13 protein-coding genes are annotated in these 15326 nt (G+C 58.8%); 2 read left to right on the forward strand and 11 right to left on the reverse strand.

All coding sequences use genetic code 11. The features are described from left to right. The first annotated feature begins 177 nt into the window (after positions 1 to 177). Positions 178 to 2940 carry a GNAT family N-acetyltransferase gene (locus D0851_RS19500; protein WP_117620108.1) on the forward strand — a complete coding sequence of 921 codons (2763 nt, stop codon included), beginning with the start codon at positions 178 to 180 and terminating at the stop codon, positions 2938 to 2940. Positions 2941 to 2985: 45 nt separating this feature from the next. On the opposite strand, the gene rdgC is transcribed toward D0851_RS19500, so the two are convergent. From rdgC to D0851_RS19540, 8 genes are read right to left on the reverse strand one after another with little or no spacing between them, the layout of a single operon-like run. After that, positions 2986 to 3909 (reverse strand): recombination-associated protein RdgC, encoded by a 924-nt coding sequence (gene rdgC / locus D0851_RS19505; RefSeq protein WP_117620109.1) that lies wholly within the window; start codon positions 3907 to 3909, stop codon positions 2986 to 2988. Positions 3910 to 3928: 19 nt separating this feature from the next. Further along, positions 3929 to 4129: a DUF2788 domain-containing protein gene (locus D0851_RS19510; protein WP_058090221.1), complete on the reverse strand. Its 201-nt coding sequence runs from the start codon at positions 4127 to 4129 to the stop codon at positions 3929 to 3931. Between the two features lie 47 nt (positions 4130 to 4176). Further along, positions 4177 to 4947 carry a peroxide stress protein YaaA gene (gene yaaA / locus D0851_RS19515; RefSeq protein WP_117620110.1) on the reverse strand — a complete coding sequence of 257 codons (771 nt, stop codon included), beginning with the start codon at positions 4945 to 4947 and terminating at the stop codon, positions 4177 to 4179. Between the two features lie 12 nt (positions 4948 to 4959). After that, positions 4960 to 5193 (reverse strand): glutaredoxin family protein, encoded by a 234-nt coding sequence (locus D0851_RS19520; protein WP_117620111.1) that lies wholly within the window; start codon positions 5191 to 5193, stop codon positions 4960 to 4962. Then, positions 5193 to 5942, reverse strand: a complete 750-nt coding sequence (locus D0851_RS19525) for a YciK family oxidoreductase (RefSeq protein WP_117620112.1) — start codon at positions 5940 to 5942, stop codon at positions 5193 to 5195. The genes D0851_RS19520 and D0851_RS19525 overlap by 1 nt, the downstream gene beginning before the upstream one ends. A 58-nt stretch (positions 5943 to 6000) precedes the next feature. Continuing rightward, a complete protein-coding gene (gph, locus tag D0851_RS19530; protein ID WP_117620113.1) occupies positions 6001 to 6675 on the reverse strand; it encodes a phosphoglycolate phosphatase in 675 nt (224 codons plus the stop codon). Further along, positions 6650 to 7366 carry a bifunctional 2-polyprenyl-6-hydroxyphenol methylase/3-demethylubiquinol 3-O-methyltransferase UbiG gene (gene ubiG, locus D0851_RS19535; protein WP_117620114.1) on the reverse strand — a complete coding sequence of 239 codons (717 nt, stop codon included), beginning with the start codon at positions 7364 to 7366 and terminating at the stop codon, positions 6650 to 6652. The genes gph and ubiG overlap by 26 nt, the downstream gene beginning before the upstream one ends. A gap of 20 nt (positions 7367 to 7386) precedes the next feature. Beyond that, positions 7387 to 8739, reverse strand: coding sequence for a TRZ/ATZ family hydrolase (locus D0851_RS19540; RefSeq protein WP_117620115.1), 1353 nt, complete (start codon positions 8737 to 8739; stop codon positions 7387 to 7389). Between the two features lie 109 nt (positions 8740 to 8848). On the opposite strand from D0851_RS19540, the gene mtnA reads away from it, so the two are divergent. Continuing rightward, on the forward strand, positions 8849 to 9913 hold the full coding sequence (mtnA, locus tag D0851_RS19545; RefSeq protein ID WP_117620116.1) for an S-methyl-5-thioribose-1-phosphate isomerase: 1065 nt from the start codon (positions 8849 to 8851) through the stop codon (positions 9911 to 9913). On the opposite strand, the gene D0851_RS19550 is transcribed toward mtnA, so the two are convergent. From D0851_RS19550 to D0851_RS19560, 3 genes are all read right to left on the reverse strand, one after another. After that, positions 9902 to 10702, reverse strand: a complete 801-nt coding sequence (locus D0851_RS19550) for a helix-turn-helix domain-containing protein (RefSeq protein ID WP_117620117.1) — start codon at positions 10700 to 10702, stop codon at positions 9902 to 9904. The genes mtnA and D0851_RS19550 overlap by 12 nt on opposite strands. 25 nt (positions 10703 to 10727) lie before the next feature. Continuing rightward, positions 10728 to 12899, reverse strand: coding sequence for a carboxy terminal-processing peptidase (locus tag D0851_RS19555; RefSeq protein ID WP_117620118.1), 2172 nt, complete (start codon positions 12897 to 12899; stop codon positions 10728 to 10730). Between the two features lie 247 nt (positions 12900 to 13146). Beyond that, complete coding sequence (locus tag D0851_RS19560) at positions 13147 to 15297, reverse strand: 3-hydroxyacyl-CoA dehydrogenase NAD-binding domain-containing protein (RefSeq protein ID WP_117620119.1); 2151 nt, start codon at positions 15295 to 15297, stop codon at positions 13147 to 13149. Between the last annotated feature and the right edge of the window lie 29 nt (positions 15298 to 15326).

Genomic DNA, 15326 nt, shown 5'->3' on the forward strand with positions numbered 1-15326 from the left:
TTTCTCCAAGCTTATCAGGGAAAACCACAGGGTGCCGTGTTTCTTTGGTCTTATAGAGACGATAGCCATTTCACATCTGCGGTTCACGGCATAAGATAAGGGTCGCATCCATAAGTAACCTGTTTTATTGCATTTATTACCTCAACGGCCTTCCGGCCGGACAGAAGGAGAGTCAGCTTGAGCACCCGGTATCTGGAGAGCCTTTTCAACCCTGAATCCATCGTGGTGACCGGTGCGTCGGAGCGCGCGGATAACCTTGGCGGCATGGTATTGAGGAACCTGATGGGGGGCGGTTATCCCGGACGGTTGCTGGTGGTTAACCAGAACGATTACGACAACGTGCACGGGGTACCCTGCGTCAGGAAGGTCTCGAAAATGGAGTTTTCCCCGGACCTGGCGATCATTTGTACGCCGCCGGATACCGTTGCCAAGACCATCAAGCGGCTCGGCGAGGCCGGGGTACGTACCGCCATTGTAATGACCGGTGGCATGTCCCGCACCCACAGTAAAACCGGGCAGCCCCTGATGTATGCGGTACGGGAGGCCGCCCGGGAAACCGGTATTCGGGTTCTTGGCCCCAACACCATTGGCCTGATGGTGCCGGCCCGAAGCCTGAACGCCACCTATGCCCACATGGGCGCGATTCCCGGTCGGGTGGCTTTCGTTGGCCAGTCGGGCACCATTGCCAGCTCGGTGATTGACTGGGCTTTCGCCCGGGGTGTCGGGTTTTCCTATTTTCTGACCCTTGGCGATGGCATGGACATCGATCATGACGATCTGATTGATTACCTGGCCCAGGACACCCAGACCCGGGCCATTCTTCTACACATTGAGAACATTCCTAACGCCCGTCGTTTCATGTCGGCGGTCCGGGTGGCTTCCCGCACCAAGCCAGTGATTGCGGTGAAATCCGGCCGGGTGCCGGAATCCGAGTGGTTTCCCCATGAATTACCGGCCGGGCTCAAACGCAGTGACCCGATCTATGATGCCATGCTGCAGCGTGCCGGTGTGCTGCGGGTTGACGGTCTGGGGCAGATGTTCGATGCCCTGGAAACACTGACGCGAATGCGACCGCTCCGGCGGGAAACGCTGGCGATCATGGCCAATGGAGTAGGGCCGGGGGTGCTGGCGGTGGACCGGCTGGCGGACCTGGGCGGTGAGCTGGCGGAGTTGTCGGAATCCAGCATCGAGGCGTTGGCCCAGCTGCTGCCCCCATACTGGACCCGCAAAAACCCCATTGACCTTAACTACGATGCGTCTCCTGAGCTTTACGCCAAGGCCATTAAGATCCTGGCCAAGGATCCGGAAGTGGCGAATGTGCTGGTGATGTACGCACCCAGCCTGACCGAAGACAGTCTCCAGATTGCTGACGCGGTGGTGCAGGCTTCCAAGGGCACCCGCCTGAATGTGTTCACCTGCTGGTTGGGCCAAAGTACGGTCATGGATGCCCGGGAGGAGTTCTATCGGGCCGGGTTGCCGTCGTTCTTCAATCCGGAGAAGGCGGTGATGGCGTTCATGCAGCATGTTCGCCATCAGCGGGTTCAGCGGCTGCTGACGGAAACCCCGGAATCCTTTACCGATCATTTTGCCGACCGCACTCACACTCGTAAGGTGGTCATGAGGGCATTGCGTTCGGGGCGCTACCACTTGTCCAACCGCGAAGCCCGTGATCTTGTTCGGGACTATGGGGTCAGCACCATTGACACCATTTACTGCGATGACATGGAAGAGGTGCTGGAGGCCTTTGCGGTTGAACGCAGGCCGATCGATATCACCATCATTCATGAGCAGGCCTGCCACCCATTCCTGAATCTCAGTCCGACACAACGGCGCTACAAGGGCACCGTGCAGAAGCTGAACAGTGAAGCAGCCATCATGGATTCCTGCCGCTACCTGATGGAGGAATATCAGAGTCACTTCCCGGACAGTGGCTTTCTTGGGTTTGCGGTGCAGCGTTCCTACCAGCATGTGGGTGGTATCGAGTTCAGCGTTGGCATCACCCGGGACGCGCTGTTTGGCCCACTCGTGGTCTGCGGTGCCGCCGGTGCCCAGATCAACGTGATGACCGACCGCCAGATCGCTTTGCCGCCTCTGAACATGGTGCTGGCAAGGGAGCTTCTGCGCCGCACCTATATGTACAAGCTGCTCAAGGAACACAGCCTGAAGCCGGAGGAGGATATCCGGGCGGTTTCTGAAACCCTGGTGACACTGTCCCAGATTGTGATCGACATTCCGGAGATTCAGGGCCTGGAGATCGCGCCCTTGCTGTTTAACGAACAGGGGGCTGTAGCCGTGAATATCGCCATCAACCTGGCGGACAAGCCCGGCCGGCCGATTATCCAGCCTTACCCCAGAGAGCTCGAAGAGTGGATTGTGCTACCGAAATCCGGCCGGCGGGTGATTATCCGGCCGGTACTGGCCGAGGATGAACCTGCCCACCGGGCCTTCCATGAGTTGCAGTCGCCCGAATCCATCCGCTACCGGTTCTTCCAGTACCGCAAGCACTTCTCCCGGGAAGACGTGGCCCAGATGGTGCAGATTGATTACGACCGGGAAATGGTGTTCATCGCCAACGCGCCAAAGGAAGACGGCGAGGGTGAGGAAACCCTTGGAACCGTGCGAACGTGGACCGACGCCGACAACCTACAATGCGAGTTTGCGGTGATGGTGCACGACAAAATGAAGGGTGAAGGCCTGGGCGTTGCACTGATGCAGAAAATGATCGACTACTGCCGTGCCCGGGGCACCATGGAAATGGTCGGAAACGTGCTGCCGGACAACCGCCCGATGTTGCAACTGGCGGAGCATCTGGGTTTCGAGATCAAGTTCAACACGGAAGAGGAAGTGATGGATCTGCGGCTGGTTCTGAATGAACCGGAAAAGGACTGGCAGCGGGAGCGGTTGGGGAAAATGGGGTCAGATGAAAATGGGGTCAGATGAAAAGTTCATCTGACCCCATTTTCATCTGACCCCGAGTTCACGAGTTCAGGCGACAATCGCCGAGCGGTCTTCGCCGCCCAGGGCTTCCAGCAGTCCCGGAATCAGCCTGGACAGCTCCAGGGTCATCAGGGTGAAGGCTGCGTCGAACTTGGCCGCCGCGTCGTCCGCATCGACGTCGTCGAGCTGGTCCTGGAGGGTTTCGCCGAATTTCAGGCGGCGGATGCCCAGTTCCTCATCCAGCACGAACGAGACGTTGTCATCCCAGGTGAGAGACAGTTTGGTAACCTGCATGCCGGCGTCCAGATGATTGCGGATTTCGTCCGCTTTCAGGTCCAGGCCTTTGCAGCGCACCACGCCGCCGTCCTCGGACGGATCTTTCAGTTCGCATTCACTGCCCAGAACCACTGTGCCGGGTAAATCAATGGATTCGTTCAGCCAGCCGGTAAAGGTGAAGGCGGGTGCCTGCTCCACGGCCGGTGGGCGCACCGGTAGCGAACCCAGGCTCTTGCGCAGGGTTGAGGCCAGATCTTCGGCCTGTTTCGCAGAGCCGGCGTCAACGACCAGCACACCGTCCTGTGGTGCGAGATAGGCAAAACAGCGGCGATTCCTGGAGAAGGCCTGCGGTAGCATCTCCAGCATCACCTGTTCCTTGATCTCGTCCTTTTCCTTGCGGCGAACTTTGCGGCCCTGCTCGAATTCAATGGCTTCTGCTTTTTCTTCAACCGCTTCCTTGACCACCGGGCCGGGAAGAATCTTCTCTTCCTTGCGCAGGGCAATCAGATGGTAGCCGTTGGCGCTGTGAACCAGCAGCTCACCATGCTTGCCCAGCGGCGGCACCCAACCCTGGCGGCTGGTTTCCTGGGGACCGCAGGGCTTGAAGGCGTCCTCCCGGAGCTTTTCTTCCAGCTCTTCGGCGGAGATATCAAACGGTTTGGTAAAACGGAATACGCGAGCGTTGCGAAACCACATCAGGGCTGGTCCTTGTCTTTCATATTTGCATGATCTCTACGAGTACGGTTTTAACGATAAAGCCCACAACACCGGCGCCCAGTACGGTAAACAGGGCAATGGTGCCGAATTTTCCGGCCTGTGATTTCTTGGCCAGATCCCAGACGATGAAACCCATCCAGACAATCAGGCCGGTCAGAAACACCAGCATGGCGATCTGGGAAAACACTGCTTCGTTCATTGTTTACTCCGATATCAACGTGGATCAGGAAGCCTCAGGTTGACTCCCTATTGTTCATCCCGCAGGAAAACCCAGTTGTTCTTATCGGATTGGTCTTCGCTGAAGTAGTAGCCTTCGAGGTTGAACCCCTTGAGGTCGTCGGCTTGTTTAATGCGGTTCTGAATGGCAAACCGACACATCTGGCCGCGGGCTTTCTTGGCGTAGAAGCTGATCATCTTGTACTGACCATTCTTCCAGTCCTTGAATTGGGGGGTAACCAGCCGGCCTTCAAGGTCTTTCTTCTTTACGCTTTTGAAATACTCGTTGGAGGCAAGGTTCACCAGTACGCCGTCATCGTCTGCCAGCAGGCGGTTGATCTCGTCTGTGATCTTGCTGCCCCAGAACGCATAGAGATCCTTGCCACGGCGGTTCTCGAACCGGGTACCCATTTCCAGGCGATAGGGCTGCATCAGGTCCAGAGGTTTCAGTACCCCGTACAGGCCTGAGAGCATGCGCAGGTGTTGCTGGGCGAACTCGAAATCCTGCTCACTGAAGCTTTCGGCGTCCAGGCCGGTGTACACGTCGCCCTTGAAAGCCAGTACGGCCTGGCGGGCGTTCTCGGGCGTAAACGGCGTGTGCCAGTTCCGGAAGCGCCCGGCGTTCAGCTGGCCCAGCTTGTCGCTGATGCCCATCAGGTTGCTGATCTGGTGCGGTTCCAGTTCCTTGAGCTGATCGACCAGCTCACAGGCGTCATCGAGAAAGTCCGGCTGGCTGTAGGTGCTGGTCGCCAGCGGGCTTTCATAGTCCAGCGTCTTGGCAGGGGAAATAACCATCAGCATGTCAGGCAATCCTCATTGCAGGAATGTGAGTAATTCATCCCTGGTAAAAGGCCAGTCCAGTTCCTCGCCGGTGTCGTTACGTCGCAACACCGGTATCCGGGTGCCGTAGCGTTCCACCAGCTCTTCGGACTGGGCAATGTCCACCACGTCTACCGGTATGGGTTCCGGCATCGGCGTATTTACAAGCAGGGCTTCGGCCAGTTCGCACAAATGGCACTGAGATGTAGTGTAAAAAAGCAGTTCCATTATTTCGGTTGTGCGTCCAGTTTTTGGCCGTTGACACCCTGGCTGTCCCTGCCCATGAGATACAGGTAAATCGGCATAAGGTCTTCCGGCGCCGGATTCTGCTGTGGGTTCTCCGCCGGGTAGGCGTGGGCTCTCATATTGGTACGGGTGGCGCCCGGGTTCAGACTGTTTACCCGCACATTGTGACGCTCGTCATCCAGCTCTTCGGACAGCAACTGGCTGAGGCCCTCTACCGCAAACTTGGAGACTGCGTAAGCGCCCCAGTAGGCCCTTGCTTTCCGGCCGACGCTGGAGGAGGTGAAGATCACCGAGGCATCGCCGGATTTGCGCAACAGGGGAATCATCGCCCGGCTCAGGAGAAAGGGGGCCGTGGTGTTCACGTGCATGACCTTGTTCCAGGTTTCCGGGTCGTACAACTCCACCGGGCATAGGTTACCCAGGATGGCGGCGTTGTGCAGCAAGCCGTCCAACTGGCCGAAATTATCTTCCAGGGTCATCGCAAGTTCTTCGTAATCCTTGACTGCCGCCCCCTCGAAGTTCATTGGCACAATGGCAGGTTTCGGGTGGCCCGCGGCCTCGATTTCGTCGTAAACCGTTTCCAGCTTGCTGACAGTGCGGCCCACAAGTACGACAGTCGCACCATGGGCGGCATAGGCTTTGGCGGCGGCCCTGCCAATGCCGCTTCCGGCACCGGTAACCATGACGATACGGTCTTTCAGAAGATCCGCGGGTGCTTGGTAATCATGCATAATCTGTCTCCGTGTCAAGCTTTTCCCGGCCTGGAAGCCGGATCGTCAAATTGGCTGGCTATTGTAACAGCTTTGCCAGATCGGTGACGGTGTCGGCGATCAGGTCGGCTTGCCACAGGTCAATGCTCTCCGGTTGCTCGATGTAACCGTAGCGCACCGCAATGGTTTTCATGCCGGCATTACGCCCGGCTTCGATATCACGTTCGTGGTCGCCCACATAAATGCCTGTGCCGGGCTCCGTGCCCATTTGGTGGCAGGCCAGGATCAGAGCTTCGGGGTGAGGTTTGCGTTGGGCAACGTGATCCGGGCAGACCAGCGCCGCACAGCGGTCTGCCAGATCCAGTGCCTGGATCAGCGGTACGGCGAACCGGGCCGGCTTGTTGGTGACAATGCCCCAGGGTATTCCCCGCGCCTCGAGGGCTTTCAGAAGCTCGTCCATGCCCTCAAACAGTGTGGTTTCAACCGCCACGCCTGTTTCGTAGAGATCCAGGAAGGCCGTGTGCTTTTCCAGATAATCCGGATCCTCCGGTTTCAGCCCGAGCCCGACCCGGATCATCGCCCGGGCGCCGTTGGAGACCGAGCGGCGAATGTGTTCCGGGGGCAGGGCAGGCAGTCCATGCTGTTCCCGCAACTGGTTCAGGCAGCGGATAAAATCCGGTGCCGTGTCAATCAGCGTTCCGTCCAGGTCAAACAGGACAGCAGAGGGCTCAGTCTTCACGGATATCCCTGGCATGCATCAGGTAGTTCACGTCCACATCCCGGCTCAGTTTGTAGATCCTGGTGACCGGGTTATAGGTCATGCCGGTAAGCTCACGGACATCCAGTCCGGCGTGACGCAGGTGATCGGACATCTCCGAGGGCCGGATGAATTTTTTCCACTCGTGGGTTCCCTTCGGCAGCAGCCTGAGCACGTATTCGGCACCGACAATGGCGAACAGGAACGACTTCGGATTGCGGTTGATGGTTGAGACGAACAGATGGCCGCCGGGCTTGAGCATGGCGGCACAGGCCCTGATCACCGATGCGGGGTCCGGCACGTGTTCCAGCATTTCCAGGCAGGTGACCACATCGTACTGGCCGGCATGCTCGCTGTCCTGGGCCAGTTCTTCCACGGTTATCTGGCGATAATCCACATCAACCCCGCTTTCCAGGCCGTGCAGCCGCGCCACGGAGAGTGGCGCCTCGCCCATGTCGATGCCGGTTACGTGGGCGCCGCGCCGGGCCATACCCTCGGACAGCAGGCCGCCGCCGCAGCCGACATCCAGTGCTCGCTTGCCAGCCAGGGAGACCCGCTCGTCAATGTAGTTCAGGCGCAGGGGATTGATGTCGTGCAGCGGCTTGAATTCGCTGGTGGGATCCCACCAGCGGCTGGCCAGGGCTTCAAACTTGGCGATTTCATTCCGGTCTACGTTCTGGTTTGTCATGGTTGGTTCTGCCTGGTGAATCAATAGAAAATCGGTTGGTCAGTGCGTTTGCGGATTCGCCCGGCCCAGTCATCGACCCGAAGCATGAGATCGGCGACATCAATTCGGGTAAGCCGGCCATCCTGTAGTTGCGGTACGCCGTTTATCCAGCTGTGGCTTACTGACCGGCCGTGGTTGCTGTACACGAGGTGGGAGGCGGGGTCATAAACCGGCTGCAGGAACGGGTCGCTCAGGTCAATGGCTATGATGTCGGCCAGCTTGCCCGAAACCAGGGAGCCCAGCTCGTGATCCCGGCCGAGGGCCCGGGCACCGTTGATGGTGGCTATTTCCAGGGCCCGGTGCGCCGACAGCGCGGCAGCGTCCCCGGCCACAACCTTGGCCACCATGGCAGCGGTGCGCATTTCACCGAACAGGTCCAGATCGTTGTTGCTGGCGGCACCGTCCGTACCGATGGCAACGTTTACTCCGCTATCGAGGAGTTTCTGGACCGGACACAGGCCACTGGCCAGCTTCAGGTTGGATTCCGGGCAATGGATAACCTGGGCCCCAGACTGCTGAAGCAGGCTGATATCGCTGTCATCGATCTGGGTCATGTGTACGCACTGGGTTTCCGGGCGCAACACGCCAAGCTCTGCCAACCGGGCTGTTGGGCGCTTGCCGAGTTTTTTACTGGCCTCGGCCACTTCGAAAGCCGTTTCATGCAGGTGTATCTGGATCCGTGCGCCGGTGTCTTCTGACAGCCGGACCGCTTCGGCCATGGGGCCGTCTGACACAGTATAGGGCGCATGGGGGCCAATGGCCGACATGATGTAGTCATCGGCCTTCCAGGTGTCGATAAACGCTCGCCCTTTACTCAGATACTCCTCCGGTCCTGAACCCCAGGGGGTGGGGGCATCCAGTAACGGAAAGCAGATCTGGGCGCGGATACCGGCGTCGTGGGCGACCTGGGCCGCAATCTCGGGGAAGAAGTACATGTCCGAGAAAGTGGTGGTGCCTGTGCGCAGCATTTCGGCCATGGCCAGCTGGGTGCCATCGGCAATGAACGGCTCGCTGATAAAGCGACCCTCGGCCGGCCAGATGTGATCGTTCAGCCAGGTCATCAGCGGAAGGTCATCCGCCATGCCCCTGAAGAGCGTCATCGCCGCGTGGCCGTGCATATTGATCAGGCCAGGCATGACCACATGATGCGGCAGATCAACCGTTTCGCGGGTTCTGAACTCCCGGTCTGCCTGCTGTTGGGGAATAATCCCGGCAATCCGGGTTCCCTGAATGATCACTGCCTGGTTCTCAAGCACCATGCCCGCCGGCTCAATCGGGATCAGCCAGCGTGCGTTGATGCGAATATCGGCTGCGGTGATGGTGTCGGCCGTCATTAACCCTGCCTTCCAGCGGTTGGCGCGGTGCCGCCGCGCTATGGAAATGTAGTTCGGAAGTATAACCGTTATACTGAAGCTTTTCAGCGCTGCAAACCGGAGCATTTTTATGGCACAAACCCCGAAACCGTCTTCTGAGCGTGGCATTGGCACCGTTGCCATAAGATGGCACGGCAGCAGTCTTGAACTGCTGGACCAGCGCCTGCTGCCCGGGGAGGCGCACTGGATTACCCTCGAAGGCGCAGTCGGTGTGGCGCAGAGCATTCGGGATATGGTGGTTCGCGGCGCCCCGGCCATTGGTATCAGTGCGGCTTACGGGATCGCTCTGGCGGCACGGCATGCAGGTGGCGGCGACTGGAAGGCGGAAATAAAGCAGTCTATCCGCGAGCTTGCAGCGTCCCGACCCACGGCGGTCAACCTGTTCTGGGCGTTGCAGCGAATGGAGCAGGTGTTTCACCAATGCCATTCCCTTGACGAGGCGGAAAAGCGGCTGGCCAAAGAGGCGGTGGCGATTCACGAGGAAGATCTCGCCGCCAATGTTGCCATGGCGGACCATGCCCTGGAATTCATGGCGCCGGACAAACCCATATCGGTGCTTACCCACTGCAATACCGGAGCTCTGGCCACAGGCGGCTACGGCACAGCGCTGGGTGTTATCCGCCGGCTGAACGAGGAAAAGCTGCTGAAGGAAGTCTTTGCCGATGAAACCCGGCCCTGGCTTCAGGGCAGTCGCCTGACCGCCTGGGAGCTATCCCGCGACGGTATCCCTGTCACCCTGAATGTCGATGGTGCGGCGGCGGCGATCCTGGCTCGGGGAGAGGTGCGATGGGTCATTGTCGGTGCGGATCGCATCACCGCCAATGGCGATGTCGCCAACAAGATCGGCACCTACAGCCTGGCGGTTCTGGCACGCCACCATAAGGTTGGCTTTATGGTGGTGGCCCCCTCCAGCACGGTGGATATGTCCCTGGCCTCGGGCGCGGACATCCCCATTGAAGAGCGTGAAGGCCTGGAAGTGCGGGAGATTCGGGGGATTCCGCTGGCGCCGGAAGGCGTAAAGGTGTTCAACCCGGTGTTTGATGTAACCCCGGCCAGCCTGATTGATGCCATCGTTACGGAAAAGGGGGTGGTGCATAACCCGAATATTACCGGTATGCGGGCGCTATTTGGCTGACGGACTCTTGCCCGCTGGTCGCTTCCTGGCCGTTGGCTGCTTTTCAGGCTTGCCGGGCTCAGCGGGCTCCGGTTCCTCATAAGCCGCACGCAGTTCCTCTACCTGCCTTTCCTGTTCTTCCACAAAGTGCAGGGACATCTCGAAACTGTGGCGGGTGAACTCCAGTACCTTCTGGAAACCTTCGTCTGAAAGCGTGCGGGCATCGTCATGCCGGCGGAAGATATTGATGAACTCCCGCTCGCGCTCGAACTGCAGCGGCAGCCTTGCCAGACCCCAGTCATTCAGGAGCTGCCAGACCTCGGGGTTGTAGTTGCGCGTGGTGCGCATGATGAACGGAATGGGGTCGTTCCGGGCGATAAGGGCAGCAAGCCGGAGGATCAATTCGAACGAGAGGGTGGTGGTGCCGTTTTCAATGGCTTCCAGGACCGATTTGTCCCGGAGATTCAGGGCCTCGCTCATTTCCGACAGGGTCAGGCCGGCCACTTCCCGGATATCTTTCAGGGACTGACCAGCGGTTAGCATGGCCCGCAGCTGATCCTGGGAATTGATCAGGGCCCGGCCAACCCGACGGGAAGTGTCGGTGGCCTTGACCCCAAAACGAAGCGCCGAGCCGGTCAGGCTGGCCAGGCGGTCAATCAGGCCCTCTTGCGTTCGTTCCTGGGCCGCCGGTTTTTCAAGGCCGTCAACCTCTTCCAGAGAGCGCATGGCATGAAGTGCGTCCAGGAGCATGTCCCGAAGCATTCGCGCCTTTTGCCGGTTGTCCTGTCCGCCGTCGCCGTTTTCAGTCATGGGAGCTGGTGGCTTCTGCTGCCACTTATCTGGCCGGAGCCTGGGCCGCAAACTGCTGTGGGGTCAGAATAGAAGCCATGCGGCTATCCAGATCCAGCATGTCCGCCATGATGTGTCCACCTTCCCGAATGACGAAATCGAGTTCTTCATCGGTTGAGTTCAGGTCCGCAGCCTGCTGGTCCTGCCAGTCTTCGAGATCGTCCAGCGAATCGAACGGCTGCTCTCCTTTGAGCTCCCGGCGGGCATTGGCAATCGCCAGGCGGGTGCGCTCAACCTGCTTGTGCTGCTCGCGGCGTTCTTCCTGATTAAGGCTGACGCTGTCTGTCGCCCGCTGTTCGGCCAGGAAGTCGATTTCCTGTTGCAAAAGACTGAACTCGGGGCTTGTCGAGAAGCGCTCCTCATGACGCTTGCGAAGCTCATCAATAATTCCGCTGAAATCGTAGTAGCGGGTGTGAGGCACGGCCTCAATCTGGTCCCAGGGAAGGGCATGATCAAGGGCGTCTTCACCGATCCGGGTCTTGTCGATGCGGGACGGAATCTCGATATCCGGGATAACTCCCTTGTGCTGGGTCGAACCGCCGGATACCCGGTAGAACTTCGACTGGGTAATCTTGAGCTGGCCATGGTTCAGCGGGCGAACGGCCTGCACTGTCCCCTTGCCGAAAGTCTGCGAGCCGACGACCAGCCCACGGCCATAGTCCTGAATGGCCCCTGCGAAGATCTCGGAGGCGGACGCACTCATGCGGTTGGTCAGGACCACCAGAGGGCCGTCATAAGCAACGGACGGATCGTCATCGTTGAGCACCTGCACGTCGTTGTTGGCGTTGCGGATCTGCACGGTTGGGCCTTTGTCGATAAACAGGCCGACCAGGTCATTGGCCTCATGCAGGGCGCCACCGCCGTTATTGCGCAGGTCAATCACCAGCCCGTCGACGCTTTCCGCCTGCAGCTCGGCAATCAGCTTGCGAACATCCCGGGTCGTGCTCTTGTAGTTGGGGTCACCGGCCTGCATGGCCTGGAAGTCAGCGTAGAAGGTAGGGATCGTGACAACGCCAATGGTGTATTCCTTGCCGCCCCGCTCCAGTTGGAGAGTGTCTTTGCTGGCGCTTTGCTCTTCCAGTTTCACCTCATCCCGTTTGATGGCGATGGTTTTGGTCATGGTTTCATCAGAGGCGGTGGCCGGAATAACTTCCAGGGTCACGGTTGAGTTCCTTGGGCCGCGGATCAGGTCCACGACTTCATCAAGGCGCCAGCCAATGACATTCACGGGTTTTTCATCTTCCTGGGACACCGCGACGATCCGGTCTGCCGGTTGCAACTGGCCCTGCTTGGACGCCGGCCCGCCGGGAACCAGCCGGACCACCTTGGTGTATTCGTTGTCTGACTGCAGAACCGCACCGATCCCTTCGAGAGAAAGGCTCATGTTGATGTTGAAGTTTTCGGATGTGCGCGGCGAAAAATAAGAGGTGTGTGGATCCCACATGCCGGTAAACGCGTTCATGTAGGCCTGAAACGCATCCTCACTGCGGGCCTGGTAGGCGCGTTTTAGCTGACCTTCGTAGCGACGAAGCAGCGTTTCTTTAATAGCATCGTCCTCGGTGCCACTGAGTCGTTGTGCCAGGACGGCGTTCTTGATTCGCTTGCGCCAGAGTTCGTCCAGGGCCCGGGCATCAGGTACCCAGTCCGTTTCTGAGCGATCGACGAGAATGCGCTCGTTTTCCGAGAAATCCAGATTGTTGATGCCATTGTCGATCACGCTAATGGCAAACTGCAGTCGCTCAATGATGCGCTGCTGGACCAGATTGTAGATATCGAAGCCGGGCTGTAACTGGCCGGTTTTCAGGGCTGAACCCAACTGACCTTTTATCCGGTCGAACTTCTGTATGTCCCCTTTGGTGAGGTAGATTCGCTGGCCGTCCAGATAAGCCAGATAGGCATCAAACACATCGCCGGACAGCTTGTCGCTGATGCCCAGATTGCGGAAATGGGTAAACTGCAGCTGGCGGGCAATCAGGATGTTTGCCCGTGCCTGCTCGATAGTGGGCGCGACCGGCTCGTAGATCGACGGAGAGTCGACTTTGGCCTGCAGTCCCAGTGGCGTCGAGAGTAGCAGCGCAACCGTGACTGCCTTGCATACTCCTGTCCGGATGTTCTGTGCCGGAGAGCGACGGGCCATAATTCTTTCCGCAATGGTCATAAATGTATACCTGACGGTGTTGGGCAGAAAAGCACAGTAAAGACGCTTGCCTGACCGTGAGCGAATAAATTTATTGTAGGCAAGCGCTACACCCGTTGCCATAGGCAGCACGTATCGGTTCGTGACAATCTGTCCATGAAGCCGGCAGGTTAGTAACCGGAAAGCCTTTGGCGGTGCGCAGAAAGCAGAGAAATCTCGCAGTGAGAATGCCGGGAGGCGCTGTCATCCTCCTCCCGGCGCGGTGGCCTCAGGCGAAGGGTGAGTTGCTCTCGGCTCTCTCCAGTAGCAGTCTGGGTGGAGCAAAGCGCTCGCCATAAACGCTGGCAAGCTCTGTCGCCCGCTCTGTGAACGCTCTCACGCCATACTGATTAATGAATTGTAGGGTGCCACCAGTCCAGGGCGCATAGCCAATCCCGAAAATACTGCCGATGTTGGCGTCTTCCACCGTACGCAGAACACCTTCTTCCAGGCAACGGACGGTTTCAATGGCCTGGATGAATAGGATCCGGTCCTTCAGTTCCTGCAGTCTGACATTTCGGGCCTTCCGCGTATCCACGAACAGGTTCTCCAGCTCTGGCCACAAGTGTTTTTTGCCGTTGGCGGGGTAGTCGTAGAATCCGGCGCCTGCTGCTTTGCCTTTGCGGCCATGCTCGTTAACCATCGCATCAATCACCGCTTCCGCCGGGTGGACGTTCCAGGTGCCCCCTGCGGTTTCGGTGTCTTTTTTGCTCTGGTTCCGGATGTGCTGCATCAGGGTCATACTGACTTCATCGGATATCGCCAGCGGCCCCACAGGCATGCCCGCCAGTAGCCCGGCGTTTTCGATGCTGGAAGGGTGAATGCCCTCGCCGAGCATGCAGATACCCTCGTTAACGAAGGTGCCGAATACCCGGGAGGTGAAGAAGCCCCGACTGTCGTTCACCACCACCGGGATCTTGCCAATCTGCTGCACGTAATCGAATGAGCGCGCCAAGGTTTCATCGGAGGTTTGTTCGCCAACGATGATTTCCACCAGCTGCATTTTGTCGACTGGGGAGAAGAAGTGCAGGCCGATAAAGTTCTCAGGCTTTGTCGAAGCTCCTGCGAGCTGGGTAATGGGTATGGTGGAGGTGTTGGAGGCAAAGATGCCATTGTTCACCAGCCAGGGCTCCGCCTCCTGTGTTACCCTGGCCTTCAGTTCGCTGTCCTCGAACACGGCCTCAATCACCAGATCGCAGCCTTCCAGATCTTCAGCGGAGTCGGTGGCCTTGATGCGGCCGAGAATGTCGGCTTTCTGTCCATCGGTCATCCGGCCACGGCTGACTTTCCTGGCCAGCAGATTCTCCGAATAACTTTTACCTTTCTCGGCGTTTTCCATCGAGACGTCTTTAAGAACCACCTCAATACCGCGGGAGGCCGTAGAGTAGGCGATACCTGCTCCCATCATGCCTGCACCGAGCACACCCACCTTGCGGAAGGTTTCCTTTTCAACGCCGTCGGGGCGGCTGCCCCCAGCCTTGATGGCGTTCAGTTGGAACCAGAAGGTCCCGGTCATGTTCTTGGCGACCTGGCCAATCACCAGCTCGGCAAAATACCGGGTTTCGATCAGGCTGCCATTATCGAAATCCACCTGGGCGCCTTCCACTGCGGCGGAGAGTATGCGCTCCGGCGCGGGGTAGCAGCCTTTGGTTTTCTGTTTCAGCATGGCCGGGGCAATGGCCAGCTTCTGGGCCATGGCGGGGTGATGGGGGGCGCCGCCTGGGATTTTGAAGCCTTTCTGGTCCCAGGGTTGCTGACACTTGGGATGGGCGTCGATAAAGGCACGGGCCTTGGCGATCATGCCCTCGTAGGAATCCGCCAACTCATCGACAATGCCGGCTTTCAGGGCGGCTTTCGGGTTTAACTTCTTGCCTTCCATCAGGTACGGGAAGGCAGCCTCAAGGCCAATCATCCGCGGAAGCCGCTGGGTGCCGCCACCTCCGGGCAGCAGCCCCAGGGTCACTTCCGGCAGGCCCAGCTGGATGCTGTCATCGTTAATGGCAACACGGTGATGGCAGGCCAGGGCGATCTCGAGCCCGCCGCCAAGGGCGGTGCCGTTGATGGCGGCGACCACCGGCTTGCCGCTGGTTTCCAGGAAGCGCATATCGGCTTTCAGGCCGTTGACCATATCCTCAAAGGTCTTGGCGTCTTCCCGGGTGACCTTGTGAAGTTCTTTCAGGTCACCGCCGGCAAAAAAGGTTTTCTTGGCCGAGGCAATGATCACGCCCCGGATGTTGTCCAGGTCGCCTTTGACCTTCGCGGTGGTTTCCGAGAGGGCTTCCCGGAAGACGGCATTCATGGTGTTGGCGGACTGGCCAGGCAGGTCGATGGTGAGGGTCAGGATCTGGTCTGAATCCAGTTCATAACGGATGGCACTCATAATCGGTTCTCCTTAAAAAAGTGGACGGG

It is taken from the genome of Marinobacter sp. Arc7-DN-1, assembly GCF_003441595.1.
GTDB lineage: Bacteria > Pseudomonadota > Gammaproteobacteria > Pseudomonadales > Oleiphilaceae > Marinobacter > Marinobacter metalliresistant.

What these genes read in the sequence shown, in the direction of transcription:
- D0851_RS19525 (WP_117620112.1), bottom strand. Translation starts at nt 5,942, where the DNA reads ATGCATGATTACCAAGCACCCGCGGATCTTCTGAAAGACCGTATCGTC.
- D0851_RS19550 (WP_117620117.1), bottom strand. Translation starts at nt 10,702, where the DNA reads ATGACTGAAAACGGCGACGGCGGACAGGACAACCGGCAAAAGGCGCGA.
- yaaA (WP_117620110.1), bottom strand. Translation starts at nt 4,947, where the DNA reads ATGCTGATGGTTATTTCCCCTGCCAAGACGCTGGACTATGAAAGCCCG.
- mtnA (WP_117620116.1), top strand. Translation starts at nt 8,849, where the DNA reads ATGGCACAAACCCCGAAACCGTCTTCTGAGCGTGGCATTGGCACCGTT.
- rdgC (WP_117620109.1), bottom strand. Translation starts at nt 3,909, where the DNA reads ATGTGGTTTCGCAACGCTCGCGTATTCCGTTTTACCAAACCGTTTGAT.
- D0851_RS19520 (WP_117620111.1), bottom strand. Translation starts at nt 5,193, where the DNA reads ATGGAACTGCTTTTTTACACTACATCTCAGTGCCATTTGTGCGAACTG.
- D0851_RS19540 (WP_117620115.1), bottom strand. Translation starts at nt 8,739, where the DNA reads ATGACGGCCGACACCATCACCGCAGCCGATATTCGCATCAACGCACGC.
- D0851_RS19560 (WP_117620119.1), bottom strand. Translation starts at nt 15,297, where the DNA reads ATGAGTGCCATCCGTTATGAACTGGATTCAGACCAGATCCTGACCCTC.
- ubiG (WP_117620114.1), bottom strand. Translation starts at nt 7,366, where the DNA reads ATGACAAACCAGAACGTAGACCGGAATGAAATCGCCAAGTTTGAAGCC.
- gph (WP_117620113.1), bottom strand. Translation starts at nt 6,675, where the DNA reads ATGCCAGGGATATCCGTGAAGACTGAGCCCTCTGCTGTCCTGTTTGAC.
- D0851_RS19555 (WP_117620118.1), bottom strand. Translation starts at nt 12,899, where the DNA reads ATGACCATTGCGGAAAGAATTATGGCCCGTCGCTCTCCGGCACAGAAC.
- D0851_RS19510 (WP_058090221.1), bottom strand. Translation starts at nt 4,129, where the DNA reads ATGAACGAAGCAGTGTTTTCCCAGATCGCCATGCTGGTGTTTCTGACC.